We start from the raw sequence: 25,128 nt of genomic DNA, 5'->3' as shown, positions 1-25,128 counted from the left end.
TTGCTAATGGGGGCCCCAGGCGCAGCTATTCACGAACGGGACGATTGATCGCCACGTATAGCCGCGCGCGCCACAGGCGGTGCGTCAGCATTCGCTTGACGCACCTTTGCTTCATCACCGCCGATTCGACCCCGACACGACATCGATCCACACAGCTAGCACAAGAATGCTGCCCTTCACGATCATCTGCCAATACGCGTCGACGTCGAGCATCGACATACCGTTATCCAGGCTCGCCATCACCAGTGCGCCGATCAGCGCCCCGTAGACCGTGCCAGAACCACCGCGCATCGAAGTCCCACCGATAAAGCACGCGGCAATCGCGTCGAGTTCCCCCATCGATCCTGCCGACGGTGAGCCGGCTGCGAGCCGCGCCGTATTGATGATCCCGGCGAACGCGCACATCAGTCCCATCAGCGCGAAGATAGCCAGCTTCACACGGTTGGTATTCACACCGGAGAGCCGCGTCGCTTCCAGGTTAGAACCCACGGCGTAAATGCGCCGCCCGAAAACGGTCTGTGTCGCGATCCACGTGAAAATGCCCAGCAGCGCGAGCAGCAGCAGAACCGGCACCGGAATCCCGCCATAACGATCAAGTGTCGCGACAAACGCGGCCAGAATCGCGCCCGCCCCGACCACCTTCACGACATCCTGCCAGATCGGCACCACTCTCAACTTATAACGCTCGCGATTGCTTCGTTGTCGCACCGTCAGGAAGGCCAGCACGACAAACAGCACCACGGCAAGCGTATCGCCCGCGAGGCGCGGCAGATACCCCTGGCCGACGAACACAAAACTGTCCGAGACCGGCGCAATCGTTGAACCGCCCGTGACACCGAGCAGAATGCCGCGATACGCGAGCATGCCGCCGAGGCCGACAATGAACGAAGGCACACGCCGGTACGTCGACCACCATCCGTTGAACATACCCACGAGTATGCCGAGCAACATCACCACGGGCACGGTGACGCCGATCGGCCAATGCCGGTTTACGTCGAGAATCGCCGCCACGCCACCGAGCAAGCCAAGCAACGATCCGACCGACAGATCGATCTCACCCGCAATGATCACAAACACCATGCCGCACGCGAGCATGCCGGTAATCGACATCTGCCGCAGCAGATTCGACAGATTGCGCGGTGTCACAAACGCACCGTGCGTCAGAAAGGAAAAGAAAATCCAGATCGCGGCCACGGCGATCAGCAACGCTAGAATCTTGTAGCGCGCGAACAATTGCTGAATACGCTGCGGGCCACCGAATGCGCCGCGTGGCGCAGCACCTTCGGCGGGTTGTGAAGTGACGTCGGGAGTCATGCGGCACTCGCTGCGGTTGGGTTCTGGGATCGTTGCACGGGACGGATTGCAGCGCTGAGAATATCCTCCTGTGTGAGGCCGTCGTTGACGAAATCGCCTCGCAATTCGCCCTCGCCGATTACCAGCACGCGATCGCTGATGCCAAGCACTTCGGGCAATTCGGACGACACCATCACGATCGACATGCCACGCTGTGCCAGTTGAAAAATCAGTCTGTAGATTTCGTATTTCGCACCGACGTCCACCCCTCGAGTCGGTTCGTCGAGGATCAGCACCTTCGGGTCGGTCAACAGCATGCGCGTCAGCACGGCCTTCTGCTGATTGCCGCCCGACAGGCTCGCAATCGAGAGCATCGGATGCGCAGCGCGCACTGAAAGGCGCTTCATCTCCGTGTGAATCGCGTCGAGTTCCGCAGCGGAATCGATCCGGCCACCCTTCGCGAAGCGTTGCAGTACAGCGAGCGTGATGTTGTGACCGACGCTCAGACCTGGCACGATGCCGTGGCGCTTGCGGTCTTCAGGCACCAGGCCGATACCGGCGCGAATCGCATCGACTGGCGCGCGAATTTTCAACGGCTTGCCTTCCATCACCACGGTTGCCTCGCTCACACCGGGATACGCGCCGAAAATCGCCTGCATCAGCTCCGTACGCCCAGCGCCGACCAAACCGGCAACGCCGAGAATCTCACCGCGTCGCAATGCAAACGACACGTCGTTCACCCGCTTGCGGCGCGGATTGGTGACATCGAAACAGGTCACGTGACGCGCTTCGAAGATCACGTCGCCGATCGGATGCGGTTCACGCGGAAACAGGTTCTTGATCTCGCGGCCCACCATCAGGGAGATGATGCGGTCGGTGGTCAGCGCGCGCATGGGCTCGGTCGCGACGTGGCGGCCGTCGCGAATCACGCTGATCGTGTCGCACACGGCCGCTACTTCGTCGAGTTTGTGCGAGATGTACACACAGGCGACACCCCGCCGCTTCAGATCGCGCACAATGTCCAGCAGAATATGTATCTCGGTTGCGGTCAGCGACGACGACGGTTCATCGAGGATCAACAGTTTCGCGCGCTTATTCAGGGCTTTCGCGATCTCGATCAGCTGCTGGTGGCCGCCGCCGTAGTTCATCACCGGTTGCGCCGAATTGATTCCGCTTATGCCGAGTTCGCGCAGCAGTTCATCCGCGCGCTGGTACATGGCAGCGTAGTTCATCCGGCCGCCGGGCAACGTGATTTCGTTGCCGAGAAAGATATTCTCCGCAACCGAGAGTTCCGGCACCAGCATCAGCTCCTGGTGGATGATGATGATGCCGGCGCGTTCGGTGTCCCTAATGCTCGCCGCTTTCAGTGGTTCGCCTTCCCAGATGATTTCGCCGTCCCAGGTGCCGTGAGGATAGACGCCGGACAGCACTTTCATCAGCGTCGATTTGCCCGCGCCGTTCTCGCCGCACAAGCCCACGCACTCGCCGGGCGCCACCGTCAGGTCGATGCCGTCGAGCGCCTTCACGCCGGAAAACGCTTTGACGATGCCGCGCATCGTCAGTAATGGTTGCGTCATTCGCTATGCCTCGCTGCAAGGTGCGAAGTGAAGCCGACGTGCCTGATGCATATCAGGCACATCGGCTTTTACCGCACACACGTTACGCTCATTGGCTCGCGAGCTGGGCCTGGGTATAGAAACCGTCCTTGACGACCACGTCGACGTTGCTCTTGGTGAGCAACGTGGGTTGCAGGAGCACCGTGTCGACCTTCTTCTTGCCGTTGTCGTATTGCGCATTAAAGGCCGGCTTCTCGCCTCTCGCAAGCGCAACAGAGAGTTTCGCCGCTTCGCCTGCGATCAGTTTCAGCGGTTTGTACACGGTCATTGTCTGCGTGCCGGCGATCACGCGTTTCACTGCCGCCAGATCGGCATCTTGCCCCGACACCGGTACTTTGCCAGCCATGTGTTGTGCGGCGAGCGCCTGGATCGCGCCACCCGCGGTGCCATCGTTCGAGGCAACGATTGCGTCGATCTTGTTGTTGTTCGCCGTAAGTGCATCTTCAACGATGCGCAGCGCCGTCGATGCGCTCCACTCCGGCACCCACTGCTGACCGACGACCTTGATGTCGCCCTTGTCCATTGCCGGCTTCAACACTTTTAGCTGGCCTTCGCGCAGCATCTTCGCGTTGTTGTCGGTTGGCGCACCACCGAGGAGGAAATAGTTGCCCTTCGGTTGAGCGTTGTAGACACCTTGCGCCTGAAGTTCTCCGACCTTCTCGTTGTCGAACGAGATATAGGCATCGACATCGGCGTCGAGAATCAGCCGGTCATACGAGACGACCTTGATGCCCGCCTTCTTGGCTTCGGCAACCACGTTGCCGAGTGTCTTCGAATTGAACGGTACGATCACGATCACGTCCACGCCACGCGAGATCAGGTTTTCGATTTGTGCGATCTGTCGCTCTTCACTCGCATCGGCGGATTGCACCGATACCTTGGCGCCGAGTTTTTCTGCTGCTGCAACGAAATAGTCACGATCGCGCGACCAGCGTTCGACACGCAGATCGTCGATACAGAACCCGATTTCCGGGTGGTCCTTGCTTGCATGCGCGAGCGGCGCCGCAAGTGACAGGCTGGCGAGCACCGCTCCACACACGAACGAACTCAGCACAGTACGACGCGTTGCAAATTTCATGTCTCACTCCTTGTTCTGATAGCCGGAATACCGGATTGGACGGTCTGCGCTGCGAGCCACAGAACCGGACAAGCGACAACCCAAAGCTTTTTCTGATTCGCGCGATCAGCGTGGCCGCCCGATTTTTTATGTATTGCTGCCCGCCTTCCTGCGGGTTTTACTTCGCGGTGCTCTTTTAGCGCCTGCTATAAATCGCCTGATTCACGACGTTTTCAAGTTGCTCCTGCCGGCCGCTCGCATGCTGTGGATTCAGGTCACGCGTCAATGCATCCGTGGCCAGCGTTGAGAGCGAATAGTCGCCTGTCAGAATCTTGCGGCCGAACTCCGACTCCCAGCCCGCGTAACGCTGACGTTTGAACTGTTCGAGCCGGTCATTTTCGATCAGCGTCGCTGCACGTTCGACAGCGAGCGCGAGGTTATCAATTGCACCGATGTGGCCGAAAAACAGATCGTCCGCGTCGACGCTCTGCCGCCGTACTTTTGCGTCAAAGTTCATGCCGCCGGTGGTGAAGCCGCCATGCTTGAGAATTTCGTAGAAGGCCAGCGTCAGTTCTTCGACGCTGTTCGGAAACTGGTCTGTATCCCAGCCGTTTTGCTGATCGCCGCGATTCGCGTCGACGCTGCCGAAAATACCGAGTGCATACGCTGTAGCGATTTCGTGATGAAACGAGTGGCCGGCAAGCGTCGCGTGATTGGCCTCGATGTTCACGCGAATTTCCTTCTCCAGCCCGTACTGCAGCAGGAAACCGTGGACGGTCGCCACGTCGTAGTCGTACTGATGCTTGGTTGGCTCCTGCGGCTTCGGTTCGATCAGCAATGCACCTTTGAAGCCGGTCTTGTGCTTGTGTTCGACGACCATGTTCAGGAAACGCGCGAGCTGGTCGCGTTCACGAACGAGATCGGTATTGAGCAACGTGTCATAGCCTTCACGGCCGCCCCACAACACATAATTCTCGCCGCCGAGCCGTTGCGTCGCGTCGAGCGCGTGACGAACCTGCGTCGCGGCAAACGCGAAAATCTCCGGATCGGGACTGGTCGCCGCGCCTGCCGCGTAACGCGGATGCGAGAACAGATTGGCCGTGCCCCACAAGAGTTTGATGCCAGTATCCTGCTGCTTGCGCGCCAGATAATCGGAGATGCGCGTGAAGTTCTCGCTATAGGTCTTCAGGCTGTCGCCTTCCGGCGCGACGTCAGTATCGTGAAACGTGTAATACGGCGTACCGAGCTTCGAAAAAAACTCGAAGGCGCAGTCCGCCTTTTGCTGTGCCCGCTCCATTGCGTCGCCGGCTTGCTGCCAGGGACGCCGAAACGTCCCTTGACCGAAGATATCGACGCCCGGCCACACGAACGTATGCCAGTAGCACACTGCGATGCGCAGATGTTCTTCGAGTGTCTTGCCGAGCACGCGTTTGCTCTTGTCGTAATGGCGGTACGCAAGCGGGTTATCCGATTGCGGGCCTTCGTAGCGGATCTCGGGAATGTGTTCGAAGTAGGACATCAGCGTCTCCTGTGTCGACCGGAGTTGGTGCTTTAGCACTAGTCCGGTCCCATACACCGTATTTCGGTCTGAGTTAGCGCTTTAGCGCTAACTCAGACCCCATGCTGCACTGCAACCCGCGCGACGTCGCCGCGCCGGTCGACAAGGTGACGCCATGCTGCCGCTTGCCCGACGCATCGGCAATTGCGAAATTGCGCAGCGTGCTTGATGTTTCTTACCGCCCATGCGTTTGTTTCACACGGGCGCGAGGTTCGCGGCCTAGAATAACCAGACGCTTAAAAAACAGTGCTGCCTTCGAAGCGCACCTAAACAGGAGACGACAGCGTTGCGAGTCCAACGATCCGCACAACGCTCACTGCCATGACCCGTCCGCAAACACCACAGACGACCCACCGGATCGCGCTGCTGTTCAACGCGAACAAGGTCTACGACCGCGAGATCATCACTGGTATCGGCAATTACCTGCTGTCGACGCGCGTGGCCTGGGATCTCTTTCTCGAAGAAGATTTCCGCTGCCGGCTGACGGGTATCGAGCGTTTCGATGGCGACGGCATCATCGCGGATTTCGACGATCCCGCTGTGGGCGAAGCGCTGCGGGATTGTCCGTTGCCGGTCGTGGCGGTTGGTTCATCGTTCGAAGATCCCGCGCACTACCCTCCGGACTTACCCTATATCGCAACCGATAACGCCAAGCTCGTTTCGCTCGCCTACACGCATCTGATTGGCGCGGGACTCGAGCACTTCGCGTTGTATAGCCTTCCGCAAGCGCAGGAAAATCGCTGGGCGCAGCAACGTGAGCTGGCGTTCGCTCACCTGCGCAGCGCGGACGGCCACAGCGCCGAACAGATCGGCACCGAAATCTACCGCGGCCTGTCGACCAGCGCACCTTCATGGAATCAGGCAACCGAGCAACTCACCGCGTGGCTGAGCCAATTGCCGAAGCCAGTCGGCATCATCGCCGTGACCGACGCCCGCGCGCGGCATCTGTTGCAAGCCTGTTTAATCGCGGGTATCCCCGTGCCTGAAGAAGTAGCGATCATCGGCATCGACAACGACCCGCTCACACGTACGTTGACTCGTATCCCGCTTTCCTCCGTAATTCAAGGCACTGAGGAAATGGGCCGTACGGCCGCTCACTTGCTGCATCAGATGCTGCACGGGGCGCGTTTCCCCGGGAGGCGCATTCTCGTGCCGCCAGTCGGCATTAATGTGCTCGAATCGACGAAGCATCAGCCGCTGGCAAGCCCGTATGTGATGCGCGCACGGCACTTCATCCGCCAGTACGCGTGTCAGGGCATTCGCACCGAACAGGTTGCCGATTATGTGGGTGTATCGCGTTCGTCGCTCGAAGAGTACTTCCGACGCGAACGACAGTGCACCGTGCATCAGGAAATTCTGCGCCACAAACTCGATGTCGCGAAAGCGCTGCTTGCCAGGCGCGATGCGTCGAGCGCTGAGGTCGCGATCCGTTGTGGCTTCACGTCGCTGCAATATATGTACGCGGTGTTTCGCCGTGAACTCGGCTGTACACCGCGCGAATACCAGGACCGTGTGAATTCGACGGCAGCGCCCGGCTGAGCATGCCTTTCATTTTCTATTCCCACCGACGACATGATCAGCATTGCACCTCTTTCTTCTGAGCCATGGGGCACGCTGCCCGGCGGCGATCGTGTGCGGCTCTTCACGCTGCGCAATGCGCACGGCATGAAAGTCGCCATCAGCGACCTGGGCGCGACGCTGGTCTCGTGGCACGCACCGGACCGCGCGGGTCGCCTCGGCGATATTCTGCTCGGCCACGACACGCCCGCCGAATATATGGCGGCCACAACTTACATGGGCGGACTGATCGGCCGATGGGCAAACCGCATTGCCGATGCGCGCTTCACGCTCGACGGCATCGAGTACACGCTCGATCGCAACGAAGGCGCGAATCTGCTGCATGGCGGCACGCAGGGTTTTCATCGCGCGCTATGGGACGTGAGTGAAGACAACGGCGCGTTGGTCATGCGCCTGGAGTCGCCCGAAGGCGACGCCGGCTTTCCGGGCAACGTAAGGGTGCAAGTGCGTTACACGCTCGACGACGACGGCACCTTGATGATCGCCTATGAAGCCATCACGGACGCAGCAACGCCGCTCAACCTGACGAGCCATCCCTATTTCAACCTGACGGGCCGGCAGGGTGCAGACATTCGCGGACATGTGTTGTCGATCGACGCCGACCGGTTCTTCGAAGTCGATGCGTCGATGATTCCTTGCGAGCTTGCCGAAGTAGCAGGCAATGCGTTCGACTTCCGGCAGAGCGCGCCGATCGGCGCACGGCTCGATTGGCCGCATGCGCAGCTCGCGAGGGCGGGCGGCTTCGATCACTGCTATGTGCTGCGCGACACGGCTGACGCCACGACGGCCGACCGCGCGCCGCAAGTACGGCGGGTTGCTTGCGCATATGACCCCGGTAGCGGGCGCGAATTAACCGTGTCGACTGATCAGCATGGCTTACAGTTCTATACCGGCAATTCGCTGAATGGCGACCCGGGACGCAACGGTATCGCCTACCAGCCGCACGCCGGACTTTGCCTCGAAGCGGGCGGCTTTCCGAACGAAGTCAATATGGCTGCGCAGGAGCAGGTCATCGTACGGCCGGGCAGCGCATACCGGCAGGTGACGGCGTATCGAGTGGGCGTACGTTCTGGAGTCTGAAACGATTTTTCATATCTTACGAAGGTCATTACATAACGCCGACTTATCGTTTGCTGCAAGACTGAATTACCCGTTTAGGGGTTTGCCCTGGATCACCTGCTTCCTAGAATCCCTCCATAGGCCGCCGAACACCTGTTGCGGCGCCATAAAACAATTCTCGGAGGGAAGCGTCATGAAATCACTGATCAAAGCAGTCGCACTGGTGGTTGTTCTCACAGCCCCGGTGGCTTCGTTCGCACAGTCGGAGCAACCGCTGACCCGCGCTGAGGTCCGGGCGCAACTGGTCCAGATTGAACAGGCCGGCTACAACCCCGCCGTTGCAACTGACTCTACCTACCCCGCGGACATTCAGGCGGCTGAAGCGCGCGTAGCCGCACAGCATGACACCGGCTATGGTTCTTCGGCGAACGGGTCGTCGCAAACCGGCGCTACCGCACCCGCTGCGACTCCGGTTCAACCCGCGCCAATGGACGGTCAGTAAAACGCTGCCGTTGTCTGCCGTTGCGTATTTCGATGCGAGCCATGCTTGTTGAAGCATGCGCTCGCATGAACGCGTTCCACCGTGAACGACTATGACGGCGCAATGTCAGAAAATCCTTTGACGAAAATAATGGCTCATATATCCTAGGGCGGAAGTTTGGTGGTTCTCGCAGCGCAGTCGATCTGCATCAGCGAGGACTTCTACTCAACGTCGCTTCGGGTTCCATCGTGAAAGTCCGTGGTCCATTGGTGAGATACCAGCCTGGTCGGGAAAGAACATTCCTGTCCGGCTGTTCGATCGCTCATCAGGGGAGCAACTGCGCTTCGCCATCCCGCCCCCTGTCCATCGATACCGTGTTGTCGCGTCGCTCCGTCCGCCGGCACAACGTCATTGCAGCGCCCGCAGCCATTGGCGTTCGAACTGACGAAATCGCGTCCCTTCTGCCTTAGTCCCCTTCTCTTTTCGCGAGCAAGTGTTGCATGCAATGGACCGTTCTTTTAGCGGTTGAATGCCTGCAATGCATTTGCCTGTCCGCGCTTTGCAAGTTGTCTTGCTAGCGTTGGCCGGCCTATAGCGCTCGCCTATCTACGTTCCTTTTAGCTCTGCTGTGCGCTTGCGCCGTGGCAGGCGGCGTCACGTCTCTTTCTCGTCCGTATTCGTGCGAGACATATGGACGTGCGGGTCGTCACGCTCGTGTATCTGTGCCCGTGCTGCGGCGAAAACTGAAGATTGAAACCAAGGAGATAGTCGAATGAAGATCCGTCATGCCAAGCTTCTCTCGCTCACCGGCGCGATGCTGTGCTCGCTGACCGCGTTAACCGCAATGAACGCTGCACACGCAGCGGACACGACGATCAATGTCTACAACTGGTCGGACTACATTGCCAAAGACACGATTTCCGGCTTCGAAAAACAATCCGGCATCACGGTGAAATACGACAGCTACGATAGCGACGACACGCTGCAGGCGAAACTGCTTGCAGGCAGCTCGGGGTATGACATCGTGGTGCCCACATCGAGCTATATGGCGCGCCAGATCGAAGCCGGTGTATATCAGAAGATCGACAAGTCGAAAATGCCGAATCTCGCGAATCTCGATCCTGGTTTGATGAAACTGATTGCCGATGCGGATCCAGGCAATCAATACGGCGTGCCTTGGGCGTGGGGCACGGACGGTGTCGGCTATAACGTCCAGTCCGTGAAAAAAGCACTCGGCGCGGATGCGCCTCTCGATAGCTGGTCGCTGGTGTTCGACCCGGCGAATCTTTCGAAGCTGAAAAGCTGCGGCGTGTCTTTCCTCGACGCGGCGGCGGACGTTTTCCCCGCTGCGCTTCAGTACATGCACAAGGATCCGAACAGTACTAATCCTGGCGACTACCAGGCAGCGTATGAAATGCTGAAGAAAGTGCGACCGTATATTACGCAATTCAATTCCTCCGGCTATATCAACGATCTGGCGAACAACGATATCTGCGTGGCGTTGGGTTATTCCGGCGACGTTGGGATCGCACGGCGTCGCGCATCGGAAGCCAAGCGCTCGTACGAAGTGCGGTTCTCGAACATCAAGGATGCGGGTCTCATCTGGATGGACGTGATGGCAATTCCGAAAGATGCCCCGCATCCGGAAGCGGCGATGAAGTGGATGAACTACATCGAAGATCCGAAGGTGAGTGCGGCGATTACCAATGAAGTTTTCTATCCGACTGCGAATCGGGTCGCGCGGCAGTTTGTGACGCCGGCTATCGAGCAGGATGCGAATGTGTATCCGCCTGAGGCTGTGCTGAACAAAATGACGCTGATGCGGCCGCAACCTGCTCCGATCATGCGGCTTGAGAACCGGCTGTGGGCGCAGTTGAAGTCGGGGACTTGAATTCGGTTTAGCTGTTGTGGTCTGCTGCGGGTAGGTGTCTCCTTTCGAGCGTGGCGCATGCAGTGGGTGTGTGCGCTACGCCCTTTTTAAAGACTTGATTTTTAACTCTGTTTGCATGCGAACCATTATGAGCATTTTGAACATCGTAGATTTTGCACAGCCTGCCAAGGAAAGTGTTGAGTACATGCCAAAGGCGGAAGCGGTTCTTGCCGGCGATCCTTTGCAAGCGGTTCACACGCATTTTGCCAGTCCGTGCGGGCAGCTTGCGGCGGGGATTTGGGAGGGCGCCTGCGGTCAATGGACAGTGAACTTCACCGAGAGTGAGTACTGCGAGATTCTTGAAGGCGTGTCCGTGATTCGCGATGCGGATGGGACGGGCAAGACTGTGCGGGCTGGTGACCGGTTTTTAATTCCGGCTGGATTTAAGGGGACGTGGGAAGTGGTTGAGCCGTGTAAGAAGGTGTTTGTTTCGGTTGAGTTTAAGGGGTAAGTTGTTGCGACAGCAGAACGATAATGCGCAGCGGCCGCTCATACAGCTCCATTAGACGCAGCGTGTAAGTACGGCGGCGTGTCAGGATGAGCCTGTACCACGTGGCCGGGTCTATCTGATCAACGGCTGCGTGCGGGGTCCACTTCGTGAAGGAAGCCAGTAAAGGTGTCACGTGGTGACGACCCAGTGAGTTGGGTAAGGATTTGCCCGATCTCACCGCGATGGTATCCGCCATGCGTAATGACGTGTCCGAGCATTTCCTCGCGCGACATCCGCCCTGGTGTCCCGTCCGTGAAGGAAAAGGCGATCGCTTCCATGAGATCGGCATCGCGCAGGTGCGTAACATACTGGATATACCAGCGATCCATGTCCCTGATGGCGTTGAACAGATCTTCCAGGTTCGGTACGTCGTCGGAATCGGTCCTGGAATAGGTGTGCTTCTCGCACTGAAGATTGGCACCGAAAATACGATCAACAATATGGGCATGATTGAAGATGCCAACTGCCGTGCGGTACTCGACCTCGGACGATAACGTGCCAAGTCGGGTCAACCCGGCAATGAGACCTTGATCAGCCCATGCCTTGTATTCGAACAGGGAAATCAAAAGCGTCTGCGCACTCATGTGGATTCTCGTAGAGGGATGGGTTGATCTCTGTATTATGCGAGTTGCTATTCGCATTCTGACTCGGAGACACAATTTTGAATACTCGCGTTTCCCGACAACCGGCGATCTTGCGGAAACCACCGCGGCAGCAGCGTTCCCGAGTGATGGTAGACACCATTATTGATGCGGCTATTCGCGTTCTGGCGACCCGGGGCTGGGTGGATTTCACGACGAACGAAGTCGCCGCGGTTGCTGGCGTCAGTGTTGGATCGCTCTATCAATATTTCGCTGACAAGCTCGCGCTCGCCGAGATGATTCGTCAGCGCCATCTCGGCTCCGTGCTTGATGCGTTATCCATAGCGGGGGAAGGGAGCGAGCCGGAGACGCTCGATGAACGTGTCGTTTGCCTGATTGATGGTGTCATTGCTGTGCACTCGGTCAATCATGTGTTGCACCGCATTCTGCTCGATGAAGTCCCTCTGGCTTCACGCTCGAATTCCAGTGACTTTGAAAGGGAATATCAGCGTCGCTATCGCGCTGTCATCGAATCAAGTTCAAAGACACGCGATAAGGCACGCGACGACATGGCCGGGCGAGTGCTCGCTGCAGCTGTCGAAGGCGTGGTTCACGCCGCTGCCCGGAGCGGGGAACTTGATTCGCCCATACTCAAGGAAGAGCTGATCAAATTGGTCTGTGGTTATTTACGTAATCGACCCAGCGAAAAGTTCGCTAGCAAAATGCCGTTGCAATCAAATTAGAAAGCGCGCAACCGCTACCCCCAGCGCGCGCTCCACAGAATTCAAGCCATACGCTTACAGCGCTGCGGTCACGATCACTTCGACGCGGATATCCGGCGAAGCCAACGCAGCTTCGCAAGTCGCACGCGCCGGCGTCGCATCGGCCGGCACCCAGGCTTCCCACGCGGCATTCATCGGACCGAAATCGCGAGCGATATCGGCCACCCAGATCTGTACGGACAACAGACGCGTTTTATCGGTACCCGCAGTTTTAAGATGCCCGTCCAGCTTGCTCAGAATCTCCTCGGTTTGCGCCTTCGCGTCGCCGTCGCGCGAGGTCGCCGTCAGGCCGGCAACGTACACCGTGCCGTTATGAATCACGATGCGCGAGAGGCGCGGATTGGTTTCGAAACGTTGAATATCGCTCATTGTCTATTTCTTGAGTTGGTTGAAAAAATGAAGAGACCTAATGCGTCTCGAACTGGGCATGCGCTGCCGTGAAGCGGCCAATCCGGAATGCGTCGATGTCGTGCGTGCTGCGTCCATCGCACACCAGCTCGGCTACCACGCTGCCGACAACCGGTCCAAGCTCGAATCCATGCGCGGAGAAACCGAACGCATGCACAAGACCGTCATGCGTGCTGCTGCGGGAAATCACCGGAATGCCATCGGGCATGAAACCTTCGATACCGGCCCATGCACGGTTGACCACGACATGCTGCAAGTGCGGAAACAGATCAGTGACTGTGCCTGCACTTTTGCCCAACTGCGGAAAATCGAGGGCGCATTGCCGTGCGCTCATATCAGCGGTGCATTCGAGCGCACCGCCGATCACGACCGTGCCATTGCTGAACTGTTTGAACGACAGCGGGCGTCCCGTTGCGCCAAGCACCGGTTTGACGAAAAGCGGCACGGCCTGTGTCACCATCAGCATCAACCCGCGCGGTTCAATCTGCACCGGCTCGCCCGCTTGCCGTGCGAATTCGCCGGCCCACGCGCCTGCTGCGTTGACGACGTGCGGCGAGCGCCACCGCCCGCTTGCTGTTTCGATATCCCATTGCCCGTCGCGGTGCACGATTTCGCGGACCGCGCACTGCTCATGAATCTCGACGCCCGCTTGCTGCGCCGCCAGCCGAAATGCTGTGACCGCCCGAAACGGCAACGCGTGACCGTCATGCTCGACCCAGACACCGCCCATGACGTGGCGCGCAAGACTCGGCACGAGGTCCCGAACGGTACCGGCATCGACCATGACTTCATGCATGAAGCCGAGCGTCTGCAGATGCGCGACGCGTGCACGACACGCCGACAGTTCCGCCTCGGTCTCGGCCACTTTCAACTGACCGGACGGCACGAAACCGGCATCGTCGCCGATCAGTTCGGCTAGTCTGAACCACAGATCACGCGAAGCCAGCGACAGCGCAATCTCGGCATCGTGACGTCCGAGCGTCCGCACGCCACCCGCATTGACACCCGATGCATGGCGGCCGCACACGTCGCTCTCCAGCACGACCACGCTGGCGCCTCGCCGCGCCAGATGCAGCGCGCTCGACAAGCCATGCAAGCCACCGCCGATCACCACAACATCGGCGCCCGCAGTTGCGATCGCGCTGTTCATCGTGTGGCAGTGTCGTGGGCTTCGGCGGACGTAGCGGCCGGTTGCGCCGCTCGCTGCAGCGCCTCGTCGTGCGCCGCCGCGAGTTCAGCGAGCGTGACGGGCTTGATTGGTGGACGCACGCGGTAGTAACCGACCTCGGCGGGCGACACGCCCCGTGCATCCGCAATCACCTCGGTAACCGTCAGTCCGCAAAGACGGCCCTGACACGGCCCCATGCCGCAACGGCCGAACGACTTCGCCTGATTCGGGCCAAGGCAGCCGAGTTTCACGAAGTCTCGCAACTGTCCCGCCGTCACCTCCTCGCAGCGGCAAATGGTGACCTCGTCCGCAGGAATACGATTCGCATCCTTCGGCCGATAGAGCGCATCGAGAAACGGACGGATATGCAACGTCTCACGCAATGCCCGTTGCACCGGTGCGGCCAATGAGTCACGCGTTACGCGGTCGATACGGCCGCTCTGATGCAGGACCTCCAGCGCCGCGAGGCGGCCCTGTTCCGCTGCAGCCTGCGCGCCGCCAATGCCGCGGCTGTCGCCCGCGACATAGATGCCGGGTACGTCGAGTTCGCCCCATGCGTCGGTAACGGGTACCCAGCACAGTTGGGCATCGTCCCACTTATGTTGCGCGCGCAACGACCAGCTGATCTGCGTATTCGGCACAACGCCCTGGTGCAGCAGCACGACCTCGGCGGGAATGCGCTGCGCATTGCCGTCGACGGCGAAGCGGACCGCGGTGAGCGCGTCCGTGCCTTCGAGCGCGAGGTCCGTCGCACCTTGGTGAAACGGCACACCGGCGCGTTTCAACGCGCGCATCAGCTTCAGCCCTTTCGCGAGTTGCCGCCAACCCTTCAGCGCGCCGCCCAGATGCGCAAGTGCACGACGATAGTCGGCACTCGTGGTCGTATCGACGATGGCACGGATTGGCACACCCGCGCGCAGATACTGCCAGCCGAGCAGATACAGCAGTGGCCCGCAGCCCGCCAGCACGACCGGTTGCGACGGCACGACTTCGGCGCTCTTCAGCAGAATCTGCGCAGCGCCGGCCGTCAGCACGCCCGGCAGCGTCCAGCCCAGAATCGGAAACGGCCGCTCCATCGCGCCACTGCAAAGAATGATCGAACCGGCTTGCAACGACTTCACCACACCGTCCTGCACGTAATCGATGCTGCGTTCAGCCGTCACCTGCCATACCGAAGCGCCGCGTTCGTGCTTCGCACCGCTCGCGGCAAAGGCGCGTGCCAGTTCACTGCCCGCGGCATAGTCCGGACCGAGAATGTTCAGACGCCGCGTATTGGCCTGCGTGATCGCGCGATAGATTTGCCCGCCGGGCGCGCCCTGTTCGTCGAGCACGGTCACGCTCAAACCGCGTTGCGCGGCGACGGTTGCGGCGGTCATGCCCGCCGGCCCCGCGCCGACGATCACCAGATCGACGTAATTAGCGTTCATCGCGCGTGCCTCCTGCCAACGTAATGAAGTCGTTCAGTTCACGCATGCCGAGTTGCGAACGGATCGTCATGCCCTCGGCCACCGGCACGAGACAACTCTGCCGGTTCGCTACGCCGTCGATTTCGACGAGGCATTCGAAGCACACGCCCATCATGCAATACGGCGCGCGGGCCGCGCCGCTCACCGGCGTCGTGCGAAAACGCTCGACCCCGGCCGCGAGCAAGGCTGCGGCAACACTCGCGCCGAGTGGTACCCGGAGTGCCTTTCCGTCGAACGAAATGCTGACGGTACCGGTTGTGCCGCCGTTGGCCTCTGCGGGCAGCACCTTGAAAAGACTGTCAGTGACCATGTGTGAATACCTTGTCGGTCTGCGAGAAGCGCTCGCCGGAGAAATGTTCAATGCCGGCTGGCGCGAGGTCTTTCGCAATCCACGGCGCGACGCGTAGTACATGTGCGGCCGCCAGCGTGACGCCGCTATGGCAGGTCACGACGTACGCGCCTGGACAAGTGGTCGATTGCTGATAAATCGGAAAGCCGTCAGGGCTCATCACGCGCAATGCACCCCATGCACGCACCAGCTTCACTTCGCCCAGCGCGGGGAAACTGCGCACGCCGCGCCACGCGATGTGACTCACGACGTCGGCGGTCACACCGTCGTTGAAGCCGACGTCTTCCATCGAATCACCGATCTGCACGGTGCCTTCGTCGGTCTGCCGCACATAAGTGGTGGGGAAATCGAGGAAATGCGCGACACGCTCGGCGATCAGCACCTGCCCGCGATTCGGCGCGACCGGCGCGTGAATGCCCACTTGCTGCGCCAAGGCCCGATTGCCGAGTCCCGCAGCCAGCACCACACGTCCCGCATGAAAACGCTGCCCACCCGTGTCGACGACAAAACCGCTGCCATCGCGTTCGATACGCTGCGCGCGGACGCCCGGGGTCATCGTCACGCCCCATTTGCCGCACGCGGTATGCAACGCGCGCAGCAACTTGAGCGGATTCACATGGCCATCCATTGGCGAATAGCTCGCGCCGATCACCTGGGGGCCGATGCCGGGCAGCCGTCGTTTCAATTCGGCGTGGTCGATCATCTCGAACGGATAGTCGCCGTTCAGATCGGCGCGGATTGCCTGCAGACGCGCGGCGCGTTCCTGCCATTCCGTTTCGCTGAAGCAGAAATGGAAGCCGCCGGGTTGCTGCAGTTGCACGTCGATATCGGTTTCGTTGAGCAGGAATTCGCACAGCATCGGCCACCGGGTCGCCGAACCGCGTGTCCATGTCGCGTACGGCGACATGCCATAGCCTTTGCCCTGTACCCACACGAGGCCGAAGTTGCCGCGAGAAGCCCGAAATGCGTCGTCGCCTTCGTCGAGTACGCCGACCTTCAGCCCCTCACGGGCAAGTCCATAGGCGACGGCCGTACCCACCAGGCCGCCACCGATCACCAGTACATCGGAAGAGTTCATCATCTGTTTCAGGTTTTGCCGATCAGCACGCGATCGAGGCCGACAATGCGGTCCATCACCACCATCAGAATCGCGGTGCCGACGATCAGCACGGTCGACACAGAAGCGACGAGCGGATCGATGGTTTGCGCGATCTGGTTGTACATCGCCACCGGCAGCGTCGTGGTGCCGGGCGTCGCAACGAATACGGTCATCGTCAATTCGTCGAAGCTCTGGATAAAGGCGAGCATCCAGCCTGCCGCGACGCCGGGGAGGATCATCGGCAGAATCACGCGACGAAAGGTGGTAAAGCGTTTCGCGCCGAGCGAGAGCGCCGCGCGTTCCGCGTCACGGTCGAGGCCCGTCGCCGCAGCCAGCGTCAAACGCAGCGCATACGGGAAGATCACCGTGACGTGCGTAAGCGTGAGCCAGAAGAACGAGCCCGACATGCCCGCCGTGTTGAAGAAGCGCAGAAACGCTACGCCAAGCACCACGTTCGGAATCATCAGCGGCGACAGGAAGAATGCTGACAAGGCACCGCGTCCGCGGAAACGATAGCGCGTCAGTGCCAACGCACTTGGCACCGCGAACAGCACTGCTACGCTCGCCGAAGCGAGACCGAGACGCAGCGAGAGCCAGAACGCGTCGATAATGTCCGGCGCGTCAGCGATCGCGCGGAACCAGCGCAGCGACAGCCCGGTGGTGGGCATCGAAATATAGCCCTTGTCGGTGAACGACACGGCGATCACCACCAGCAGCGGTGCGACGATGAAAAGCACGAAGAGCGTGTGATAACACAGCGCGAGCCAGTTGTTTTTGCGCATGACGTCAGCCCTCGAAAACCGCGCGGAAGCGGCGCTCGATCCAACGATTGCAGCCCAGAATAATGACGATATTCGCAATCAGCAGCAGCACCGCGATGGTCGCGCCGAGCGGCCAGTTCAGCGTGTTGAGGAATTCGTCGTAGGCCGCGGTGGCGGCGACCTTCAGACGGCGGCCACCGAGCAGCGCCGGCGTGGCGAACGCGGACGCCGCCAGCGCGAACACGATGATCGAACCGGACAGCACGCCCGGCAGCAACTGCGGCAACACCACGCGGCGAAACACCGCGAACGGTTGCGCACCCAGCGAACGCGCGGCATTTTCGATTTGCAGATCGAGTTTTTGCAGCGTGGCCCATACGGCGATCACCATGAACGGCACCAGAACGTGCGTGAGACCAATGATCACCCCGGTCATCGTGAAGACCAGCTTGATCGGTTCGCTGGTGATGCCGAGCGCTTGCAAGGCGTCGTTGAGCAGTCCGTTATTGCCCAGCAGGATCGCCCAGCCGAGCGTGCGCACCACCACTGAAATCAGCAGCGGACCCAGAATCACAATCAGGAAGATCGAGCGCCACGGGCTTTTCATGCGCGCGAGAATGATGGTCTCCGGTACGCCGAGCACCACGCATAGCAGTGTCACCGCGAGCGCCATACCGCCCGTGCGTAGAAAGATCTCGTGGTAGTAGCCGTCGCTCAGCACTTCCACGTAGTTCGACAGCGTGAAGATCGGCAACACGCCTCGGGTACCGTCGAACGCGTGGAAGGACAGCACGGCCGTCAGCAGCAATGGCACGAGCAACAGTCCGCAGAACAGCAGCAGTGCGGGACCCGCGAGCAGCCAGGGCGCAGCGTTGGCCCGCTCAGCGTTCGACCGTGATGCGGCCTGAACCGGCGCTGGCAGTGGGGAATGCGAGGAATCAGCCATGGGCGGTCTCCGCGAGAATACGCATGGCGTCGTCGGGCCAGTGCACGCCCACCGTTTCGCCTTCGCGCGGCGGCGTGGTGCCGAGATTCGGCAGGCTCGCACGCACCGTGCCAAGCGGCGTCTCGATCTGCAGCATCCAGTGGTTGCCGAGGAACAGACAGGTCGTCACGCGGCCTTGCAGCGCCGCATCGGCTGCGGACGAATCGGTCAGCGCCACGCGTTCGGGCCGCACATACAGTTGCACGTCGCCCTCGAAGCGGCGGCCGCCATGCGGCACCTTCATCACGCTGGCGCCGACTCGCACCACCGCGCAACGGTCGTTCATCTGCTCGACGGTGCCGCGCAATGCGTTCGTCTTGCCGAGGAAACCGGAAGCGAACACCGACTCCGGTTTTTCGTAGGCATCGAACGGCGAGCCGGTTTGCACGATGCGGCCGCCATGCATGACCGCGATGCGGTCGCTCATCGTCATCGCTTCGACCTGATCGTGCGTGACGAGGATCGTCGTAATGCCGAGCTTCTTCTGGATCGCACGCAGTTCCACGTGCATGTCTTCGCGCAGCTTCGCGTCGAGATTCGACATCGGTTCGTCCAGCAACAGCACTTGCGGACGGATCGCCAGCGCACGGGCAATCGCGACTCGCTGCCGCTGTCCACCCGACAGTTCACGCGGATAGCGCTTGTCGAGGCCAGTGAGCCGCACCATCTCGAGTACTTCGGCAACACGCGTGGCGCGTTCGCCGCGTGTCACGTTGCGCATCTCGAGACCAAAGCCGACGTTGTTGCCGACCGTCATGTGCGGAAACAGCGCGTAGCTCTGGAACACGATGCCCATGCCGCGCTTTTCCGGCCGCTCGCGCGTGATATCGGCGCCGTTCAGCAGAATGCGGCCACGGGTCGGGTCGACGAAACCCGCGACCATCTGCAGCGTCGTGGTCTTGCCGCAGCCCGATGGACCGAGCAGCGAAACGAATTCGCCGCGTTCGATCGACAGGCTGATACTGTCCACCGCATTGAATTCGCCGTAAGCCTTGCCGAGGCCATCCAGAGTAAGAAAGCTCATGGTGTTATGCCTTACCGTTCGACGGTGCGATTCCAGCGGTTGGTCCAGTCAGAACGCTTCTCGTTGACGTAAGTCCAGTCGGTCTTCACCAGCCGGCCAATCTGCTCCGGCGTGTACGGCACGGTCGCGGCAACTTGCGGCGTGAGCTTCGTGTTCTTGTTGACGGGACCCCAGCCTTGTCCTTCGGCGAGCCATGCCTGTACTTGAGGCGTCAGCAGGAACTGGATGAACTGCTGCGAGAGCGCGGCCACATCGCTATGGATGACCGGACACACCGCCGTGAACATCGCGGGGGAGCCCTCTTTCGGGTAGACGAATTCGACCGGGAAGCCGGTGGCCTTCAGCGCCGCGACGCGACCGCTGCCCCATACAGCAAGCGTAATGTCACCGTTCTGGAACATCTCCGTCATCTTGCCCGGTGACGGTTCCCATGCCAGCACGTTCGGGCCGACTTCTTTCGCCAGCGCCGTCATGCCTGGATCGATGTTGTGATCGCTGCCTTTGCGCAGCCGCGCGTAGGTGAGCAAGGTTTGCAGGCCGTAGGTGTTGTTGATCGGCGGGATCGCGATCTTCTGGCGCAGGCGTTTGTCGGTCAGCGCTTCCCACGAATCCGGTTTCGGCAGGCCGGCCTTCCTGAATGCTTCCGTGTTGTAGACGAGACCGGTCGCCACTACGCCCACCGACGTCGCATTCGCGTTCATCTTGCCGATGTCGTACAGGTCCTTGTAGACCGGCGCATCCTGCAGTTTGTCGCAGAAGCCGAATTGCGTGGCCTGATACATCGGGCCGTCGTCCAGCAGCACGACATCGAGTTCCTCTTTCGACTTTTGCGCCTGCAGCTTCGCGAGCGTATCGGTCGAGTTGCCGGGCACGTAGACAATCTTGACGTCGTGATTGGCTTCGAACGCCGGGATGATTTTTTTCTGAAACAGGTCTTGCGTGGACCCACCGTATGAGCCGAGATACAGCGTCGGCGTCGCCAACGCGGGCAACGCGCAACCGGCGACCAGACCACCGACCGCACCTAGCACCCACCTCAAACGTCTAGCCATTTTTTTCTCCTCAGCGGCGCCCGTAGCACGCCAACTCCATCAGGGATATCACCAGGTTATCGTCATGCCGTGTCGCGAATACGCCACGAATCCAGCAGTGGACTTAGCTTATTGAGAAAAAAAAGCAGCGTGAAATCGAATTTTTTCTGTGTCGTATAACATTCACTTATACATTTCGAGCGGCAGCCCTCATGAAGATCCGGCAGTTGGAAGCGTTCAATGCAGTCATGGTGTGCCGTACCGTCACGCGCGCAGCGGCGATGCTGCATGTATCGCAACCCGCCGTGACACGGCTCGTCAGCGATCTGGAGGAGAGCACCGGTTTTGCGCTGTTCGACCGCACGCACGGACGTTTGCAGCCGACGCCGGAGGCGTTTGCACTGCATGAGGAGGTGCAACGTTCGTTGGTCGGCGTGGAGCGGATCGAGCGCGCCGCGCAGGAGATTCGCGCAGCGCAGCGCGGCATGCTGCAGATCGCGAGTGCGCCGGCGCTGGCGCTATCGTTTTTGCCACGCGCGATTGCCGAGTTCAGCGCGATGCATACGGGGGTGGAGATTTCGCTCGCTTCGCATGCGTCGCGCACGGTGCTCGACATGGTGGTCGAGCACCGCTGCGACGTCGGTTTTGTGATTCTCGCGTTGAGTATGCCGACTGCGCACGGCGAACTATTAATGTCAACGCGTATGGTCTGCGCACTGCCGGCAGCCCATCCACTCGCCGCAAAAACCACCCTGGTGCCGGAAGATTTGCGCAACGAACCGTTCGTGTCTCACTGGCGCGGTTTGCAATCGCGCTATGAGATCGATGCGCTGTTCGCCTCGCATGGTGTCGAGCGCAAGCTGATGGTGGAAACGCAGACATCCGCGGGCATTTGCGCCTTTGTCTCCGCGGGTATGGGGATCGCGATTATCGATCCGGTCGCGGCGCTTGAGTATCGCGGCACGGATATCGTCTTCCGGCGCTTCGAGCCGGTGATCGGCACGGACTTCTCCGTGCTGTTGCCATCGCAACGGCCGCCTTCGTTACTGGTGAAGAAGTTCGTGGCGCATGTGCGAGCGTTTGCACACGCACAGTTGCCGAAGGATGCAATGCTGTAGCGGCTGAGCTAGCGGCGCATCAAGCGGCGCGTTGCACGGCTTGATGCGCGTTTATAACTATTTAGACAGCGGTTGGCGCGTGCGCTTCATGCTTTTTTGCTTGTGGGTACTTTCGCGGCGACTTTCGCTCGAGTACTCGCAAACACATTCTTCTTCAAATTTTTCTGGTTGTAGTCAATCGCGGCACGGACGAGATTTTTCAGAGCACGCTCATTAACCTTGTCGCCCTCGAAAAAATCGATCGCTCGTCTCGCGTTGCCTTCGAGACCCGCATTGAAGAGTTTGTCGGGATCCGGGAGGCCCGCGCCGTGGGCAAAGGTCAGCTTCACCTTCCCCTTGTGGGCGTTGGCGACCGCGATCATTCCATCGCGAGACCATACAGGGCTGCCCATCCACTTCCATTCCTCGATGATCTCCGGGTCGGCCTCAAGGATGCTCTTGCGGACGCTGGCGAACGTCTTGCCACGCCAGTCTGCAATTTCTGCGATCAGCTGGTCAATACGTTCCGATGGATTCATTTGATCTTTTTGCATTGAATTCCGGTCTCGTTTTATGCGATCACAATTGAATAATGTAGCGGCTACATTATTCAATGAGACGCAAGCAGCAGGGGGCCGTCGACGGCTTGGCCATTGTAATCGCTAGTGTTCCCTGAAATGAAGACACGGTTCCAGTCGTCAGTATCGCTATACGTCGTTGCCAGCATTCAATCCGCTCAGCATCTCCCGCGCGCCGCGAGTAACCAGGCGTCAGGCAACACCCATCGCCGGATCGCTAATGCCATCGCTTCCTGTTTCGAGACGCCCTGCAAACCGGCGCACGAACTGATTCCCGGCGCTGACTGTGAAGTCGTACCAACCACCAGATTGCGACAGTGTCCAGTACGGCTCCACCTGCATCCCGGCAGCAACCGTATACACCCATGGACCGTCGATCCGATACGCGTTCGATGTAACGGTCACCTGCGCTGACGCATTGCCGGCATTCATGATCGTCAGATAGACGGCGTTATTGCCATGGTCATAGCAGACACGTACTTCCGGGTTCGGCCCACTTGCCACCGTTGCGACATTTCCCTCGAACAGCCGGTGATAGCCATTTGGACCCAGCACCCACAAGCTGTACTGCCCTGCCGGTGCGTTAGTGGCAAGGTTCCAGGAATCAGAGATTTCCTTACCCGCTTCCACCGTGTAACGGCGTGGATAGTTCGCAAGGTTCAACCTGTCGTAGACGTGGAACACTGCACCCTGGGTACCCGTGTTGCTGAATGTCAACCACAGCAGTCCGTCTGACGTATCAACGTTCGAGCTGGTATGCAGCCGATACGGCAGCGCGCGCGATGGCCGCGACATCAGTTGCTGCGTGGGCAACGGCACCGATCCAACGGTGGGCACAGGTACCCCGGCGGCGGCTTGCTGCTGCGAATAGGTTGCGTCAGCCTGTGCTTTGGTCGGCGCGGCAACGAGTGTCGGCGTGGCGCTGTTGGGATTGCTGAAATTGAAGCACGACATGAGGTCGCCGAATACTGTACGTCGCCACGGACTGATGTTCTGTTCGATTACCCCGAATCGCTGTTCGAGGAAGCGCAGTGTCGACGTGTGATCAAACACCTGCGAATTGACCCACCCACCGGCGCTCCACGGCGAAACAACCAGCATCGGCGTGCGTACCCCCGCGCCGAAGGGCCGCCCGTCCGGTGGGGTCGTGTCGGCGTCGAATGGCAGATGCGGCATCGTGAAATGTTCGCTCGATATATCGACGGTGGACTTGCCAAGGTAGGTACCGTCGCTGTTGCGCCACGGCGGATCGGGCGGCGGAGCATGATCGAAGAAACAATCGTTTTCATCGTAGGGGATGAGCAAGACTGTCCGGCTCCAGATAGCAGGGTTGGCCGTCAGCATGTCGAGCAGAGTCTGGATGTACCAGGCGCCCTGGTTCGGAACGGACAAGATCGGATGTTCACTGTAGGCTGCGGGCGCGACTATCCAGCTGACCTGCGGCAGTGTGCCCGCTGCGATGTCATCCGCGAAAGCCTGTAAATAACCGCCATCCGGCATGGTGTTTCCAACACCCCTGAGCAGCGGTGAAATCGGGTCCATGACCGATGACGAGTATGGCGTGTTGACTGAATAGCCCTTCGCCGCCATGGTTTCAACCGCTGCGCGGTAACTCGCGAACGCACCCAACTGATTGTTGTTGCTGTTATTGGTCGGGTTTTGATAGACCTTCCAGCTGATCCCTGCTGCTTGCAGACGTTCCGGATACGTGGTCCACGGCAGGCCCGTACTCGACGAGCCGATGGTGTTGCCTGAAACGGTGTAGCCCCAACTGTTGTTGCTGGTAACCGCATGGCCGACGACGTTCGCGCCGTTCGTGCCGCTCCAGAGAAAGATGCGGTTCGGGAAAGTGCCAGTATGCGTCGACGTGTGGTACCCATCGCACAGAGTGAACGCATTGGCGAGCGCCGAGTGGAACGACAGGTCATTGGGCTGCAGATAACCCATCGAAGCAGCAATGTTCTTCGCCTTCGGCCATGCCGACATGCGTCCGCCATCCCATCCGGCCTGCTGGTCGCTCCACGTGTGCACACCCCCCACGTACAGTCCATTTCCCAGTGCGGGATCGAGGTGATAGGGCTGAACGGTGCCCGACGTCCCCTGCTGAACCCAAACGGGATTGCCCGATGCCATCGGAATCGTGAAGCGGTCGCTGTAGCCCCGCACGCCCGGCAAGTTGCCGAAGTAATGGTCGAACGACCGGTTTTCCTGCATGAAGATGACGACGTGTTCCACATCGTTGATGGTGCCAGTCGCGTTGTTTGCCGGGATGGCGAGCGCGCGCTGGATAGCGGGAGGAAACGCGCTGAGCGCGGCTCCGGCTGCGGCGGTGTGCAGAAACGTGCGGCGATTCATTCTGGTCATGACGGATTCGAAGTGAAGTGGGTCATCACGATATAAAGGCCTTGCCGGCCCTGCCTCAAGGTGCGCAGTCGATTTGCGAATTCAGTAGTGGCGATTGCAGCGCGGTCGTGCCCGAAGCCGCACACGGGCCGCTCGCGGGCATCAGCACGATGGGCACCGCGCTCGCGGCACCGCCCGCGCCCAACGGTGCCGAGCTCCCGTCCGCCGCTTGTTTGGCGGGTTGACCGCTTGAGGCTGCCGACGCCGGATTGCTCGATCCGCCATCACCACAGCCGGATATCACCAGACACGCGCCGAAGGCAACGGCAGCAATCGCAACCACACCGTGCCTCGCGCTGGCGCAATACCGCTTGAGCAACAGGAGCGCACTCAT

The 25,128-nt window shown here is 60.1% G+C and carries 24 protein-coding genes; 7 read left to right on the top strand and 17 right to left on the bottom strand.

The features are described 5' to 3' along the window. Window positions 1–114 precede the first annotated feature (114 nt). From ACUN0E_RS07420 to xylA, 4 genes are all read right to left on the bottom strand, one after another. Window positions 115–1,314 (bottom strand): sugar ABC transporter permease, encoded by a 1,200-nt coding sequence (locus ACUN0E_RS07420; RefSeq protein WP_445566124.1) that lies wholly within the window; start codon window positions 1,312–1,314, stop codon window positions 115–117. Next, complete coding sequence (gene xylG, locus ACUN0E_RS07415) at window positions 1,311–2,870, bottom strand: D-xylose ABC transporter ATP-binding protein (protein WP_445566123.1); 1,560 nt, start codon at window positions 2,868–2,870, stop codon at window positions 1,311–1,313. Before xylG ends, ACUN0E_RS07420 begins: the two co-directional genes overlap by 4 nt. A gap of 88 nt (window positions 2,871–2,958) precedes the next feature. After that, complete coding sequence (gene xylF / locus ACUN0E_RS07410; RefSeq protein ID WP_408238623.1) at window positions 2,959–3,987, bottom strand: D-xylose ABC transporter substrate-binding protein; 1,029 nt, start codon at window positions 3,985–3,987, stop codon at window positions 2,959–2,961. 175 nt (window positions 3,988–4,162) lie between these two features. Further along, on the bottom strand, window positions 4,163–5,485 hold the full coding sequence (gene xylA / locus ACUN0E_RS07405; protein WP_445566122.1) for a xylose isomerase: 1,323 nt from the start codon (window positions 5,483–5,485) through the stop codon (window positions 4,163–4,165). Between the two features lie 360 nt (window positions 5,486–5,845). Here xylA and ACUN0E_RS07400 point away from each other — a divergent pair, with 360 nt between their 5' ends. The 5 genes from ACUN0E_RS07400 to ACUN0E_RS07380 all read left to right on the top strand — a co-directional run bounded on the left by ACUN0E_RS07400 (window position 5,846) and on the right by ACUN0E_RS07380 (window position 11,023). Beyond that, window positions 5,846–7,063: a XylR family transcriptional regulator gene (locus ACUN0E_RS07400; protein ID WP_408238629.1), complete on the top strand. Its 1,218-nt coding sequence runs from the start codon at window positions 5,846–5,848 to the stop codon at window positions 7,061–7,063. Window positions 7,064–7,096: 33 nt separating this feature from the next. Then, a complete protein-coding gene (locus ACUN0E_RS07395) occupies window positions 7,097–8,182 on the top strand; it encodes an aldose epimerase family protein (protein WP_445566121.1) in 1,086 nt (361 codons plus the stop codon). A 172-nt stretch (window positions 8,183–8,354) separates the two neighbouring features. Then, window positions 8,355–8,663, top strand: a complete 309-nt coding sequence (locus tag ACUN0E_RS07390; RefSeq protein ID WP_445566120.1) for a DUF4148 domain-containing protein — start codon at window positions 8,355–8,357, stop codon at window positions 8,661–8,663. Between the two features lie 793 nt (window positions 8,664–9,456). Beyond that, window positions 9,457–10,533, top strand: coding sequence for a polyamine ABC transporter substrate-binding protein (locus ACUN0E_RS07385; protein WP_408238716.1), 1,077 nt, complete (start codon window positions 9,457–9,459; stop codon window positions 10,531–10,533). Between the two features lie 70 nt (window positions 10,534–10,603). Next, entirely contained in the window at window positions 10,604–11,023 is a 420-nt protein-coding gene (locus tag ACUN0E_RS07380; RefSeq protein ID WP_445566119.1) for a cupin domain-containing protein, read from the top strand. A 119-nt stretch (window positions 11,024–11,142) separates the two neighbouring features. On the opposite strand, the gene ACUN0E_RS07375 is transcribed toward ACUN0E_RS07380, so the two are convergent. Next, on the bottom strand, window positions 11,143–11,646 hold the full coding sequence (locus ACUN0E_RS07375; protein WP_445566118.1) for a DinB family protein: 504 nt from the start codon (window positions 11,644–11,646) through the stop codon (window positions 11,143–11,145). A 146-nt stretch (window positions 11,647–11,792) separates the two neighbouring features. On the opposite strand from ACUN0E_RS07375, the gene ACUN0E_RS07370 reads away from it, so the two are divergent. Beyond that, complete coding sequence (locus ACUN0E_RS07370; protein ID WP_408238644.1) at window positions 11,793–12,386, top strand: TetR/AcrR family transcriptional regulator; 594 nt, start codon at window positions 11,793–11,795, stop codon at window positions 12,384–12,386. 54 nt (window positions 12,387–12,440) lie between these two features. Here ACUN0E_RS07370 and ACUN0E_RS07365 read toward each other — a convergent pair whose 3' ends face one another. Genes ACUN0E_RS07365 through ACUN0E_RS07325 form a run of 9 tightly spaced genes read right to left on the bottom strand, consistent with a single transcriptional unit; the run spans window position 12,441 to window position 20,737 of the window. Continuing rightward, on the bottom strand, window positions 12,441–12,794 hold the full coding sequence (locus ACUN0E_RS07365; protein WP_408207899.1) for a RidA family protein: 354 nt from the start codon (window positions 12,792–12,794) through the stop codon (window positions 12,441–12,443). Between the two features lie 37 nt (window positions 12,795–12,831). Beyond that, complete coding sequence (locus tag ACUN0E_RS07360; protein ID WP_445566117.1) at window positions 12,832–13,983, bottom strand: NAD(P)/FAD-dependent oxidoreductase; 1,152 nt, start codon at window positions 13,981–13,983, stop codon at window positions 12,832–12,834. After that, window positions 13,980–15,428, bottom strand: coding sequence for an FAD-dependent oxidoreductase (locus ACUN0E_RS07355; RefSeq protein ID WP_445566116.1), 1,449 nt, complete (start codon window positions 15,426–15,428; stop codon window positions 13,980–13,982). The genes ACUN0E_RS07360 and ACUN0E_RS07355 overlap by 4 nt, the downstream gene beginning before the upstream one ends. Further along, on the bottom strand, window positions 15,418–15,777 hold the full coding sequence (locus tag ACUN0E_RS07350) for a (2Fe-2S)-binding protein (RefSeq protein ID WP_408238653.1): 360 nt from the start codon (window positions 15,775–15,777) through the stop codon (window positions 15,418–15,420). The genes ACUN0E_RS07355 and ACUN0E_RS07350 overlap by 11 nt, the downstream gene beginning before the upstream one ends. Then, a complete protein-coding gene (locus tag ACUN0E_RS07345; protein WP_445570393.1) occupies window positions 15,767–16,894 on the bottom strand; it encodes an NAD(P)/FAD-dependent oxidoreductase in 1,128 nt (375 codons plus the stop codon). Before ACUN0E_RS07345 ends, ACUN0E_RS07350 begins: the two co-directional genes overlap by 11 nt. Window positions 16,895–16,902: 8 nt before the next feature. After that, entirely contained in the window at window positions 16,903–17,697 is a 795-nt protein-coding gene (locus tag ACUN0E_RS07340) for an ABC transporter permease (RefSeq protein WP_445566115.1), read from the bottom strand. 4 nt (window positions 17,698–17,701) lie between these two features. Further along, on the bottom strand, window positions 17,702–18,622 hold the full coding sequence (locus ACUN0E_RS07335; RefSeq protein WP_445566114.1) for an ABC transporter permease: 921 nt from the start codon (window positions 18,620–18,622) through the stop codon (window positions 17,702–17,704). After that, window positions 18,615–19,685: an ABC transporter ATP-binding protein gene (locus tag ACUN0E_RS07330; protein ID WP_445566113.1), complete on the bottom strand. Its 1,071-nt coding sequence runs from the start codon at window positions 19,683–19,685 to the stop codon at window positions 18,615–18,617. Before ACUN0E_RS07330 ends, ACUN0E_RS07335 begins: the two co-directional genes overlap by 8 nt. Before the next feature lie 11 nt (window positions 19,686–19,696). After that, the gene (locus ACUN0E_RS07325) at window positions 19,697–20,737 is read right to left on the bottom strand and encodes an ABC transporter substrate-binding protein (RefSeq protein WP_445566112.1); all 1,041 of its coding nucleotides are present in this window, start codon (window positions 20,735–20,737) and stop codon (window positions 19,697–19,699) included. A gap of 191 nt (window positions 20,738–20,928) precedes the next feature. Here ACUN0E_RS07325 and ACUN0E_RS07320 point away from each other — a divergent pair, with 191 nt between their 5' ends. Further along, window positions 20,929–21,834 carry a LysR substrate-binding domain-containing protein gene (locus ACUN0E_RS07320; protein WP_408238668.1) on the top strand — a complete coding sequence of 302 codons (906 nt, stop codon included), beginning with the start codon at window positions 20,929–20,931 and terminating at the stop codon, window positions 21,832–21,834. An 86-nt stretch (window positions 21,835–21,920) separates the two neighbouring features. Here ACUN0E_RS07320 and ACUN0E_RS07315 read toward each other — a convergent pair whose 3' ends face one another. From ACUN0E_RS07315 to ACUN0E_RS07305, 3 genes are all read right to left on the bottom strand, one after another. After that, window positions 21,921–22,352 carry a DUF1801 domain-containing protein gene (locus ACUN0E_RS07315; protein ID WP_445570392.1) on the bottom strand — a complete coding sequence of 144 codons (432 nt, stop codon included), beginning with the start codon at window positions 22,350–22,352 and terminating at the stop codon, window positions 21,921–21,923. Between the two features lie 231 nt (window positions 22,353–22,583). Beyond that, window positions 22,584–24,755: a phosphocholine-specific phospholipase C gene (locus ACUN0E_RS07310; protein ID WP_408238671.1), complete on the bottom strand. Its 2,172-nt coding sequence runs from the start codon at window positions 24,753–24,755 to the stop codon at window positions 22,584–22,586. Between the two features lie 55 nt (window positions 24,756–24,810). Further along, window positions 24,811–25,128 (bottom strand): hypothetical protein, encoded by a 318-nt coding sequence (locus tag ACUN0E_RS07305; protein ID WP_408238674.1) that lies wholly within the window; start codon window positions 25,126–25,128, stop codon window positions 24,811–24,813.

The sequence above is a fragment of the Paraburkholderia sp. D1E genome (genome assembly GCF_052682275.1).
The sequence above is the reverse complement of the archived record's forward strand: the minus strand, read 5'-3'. Positions and strand labels throughout refer to the sequence as shown.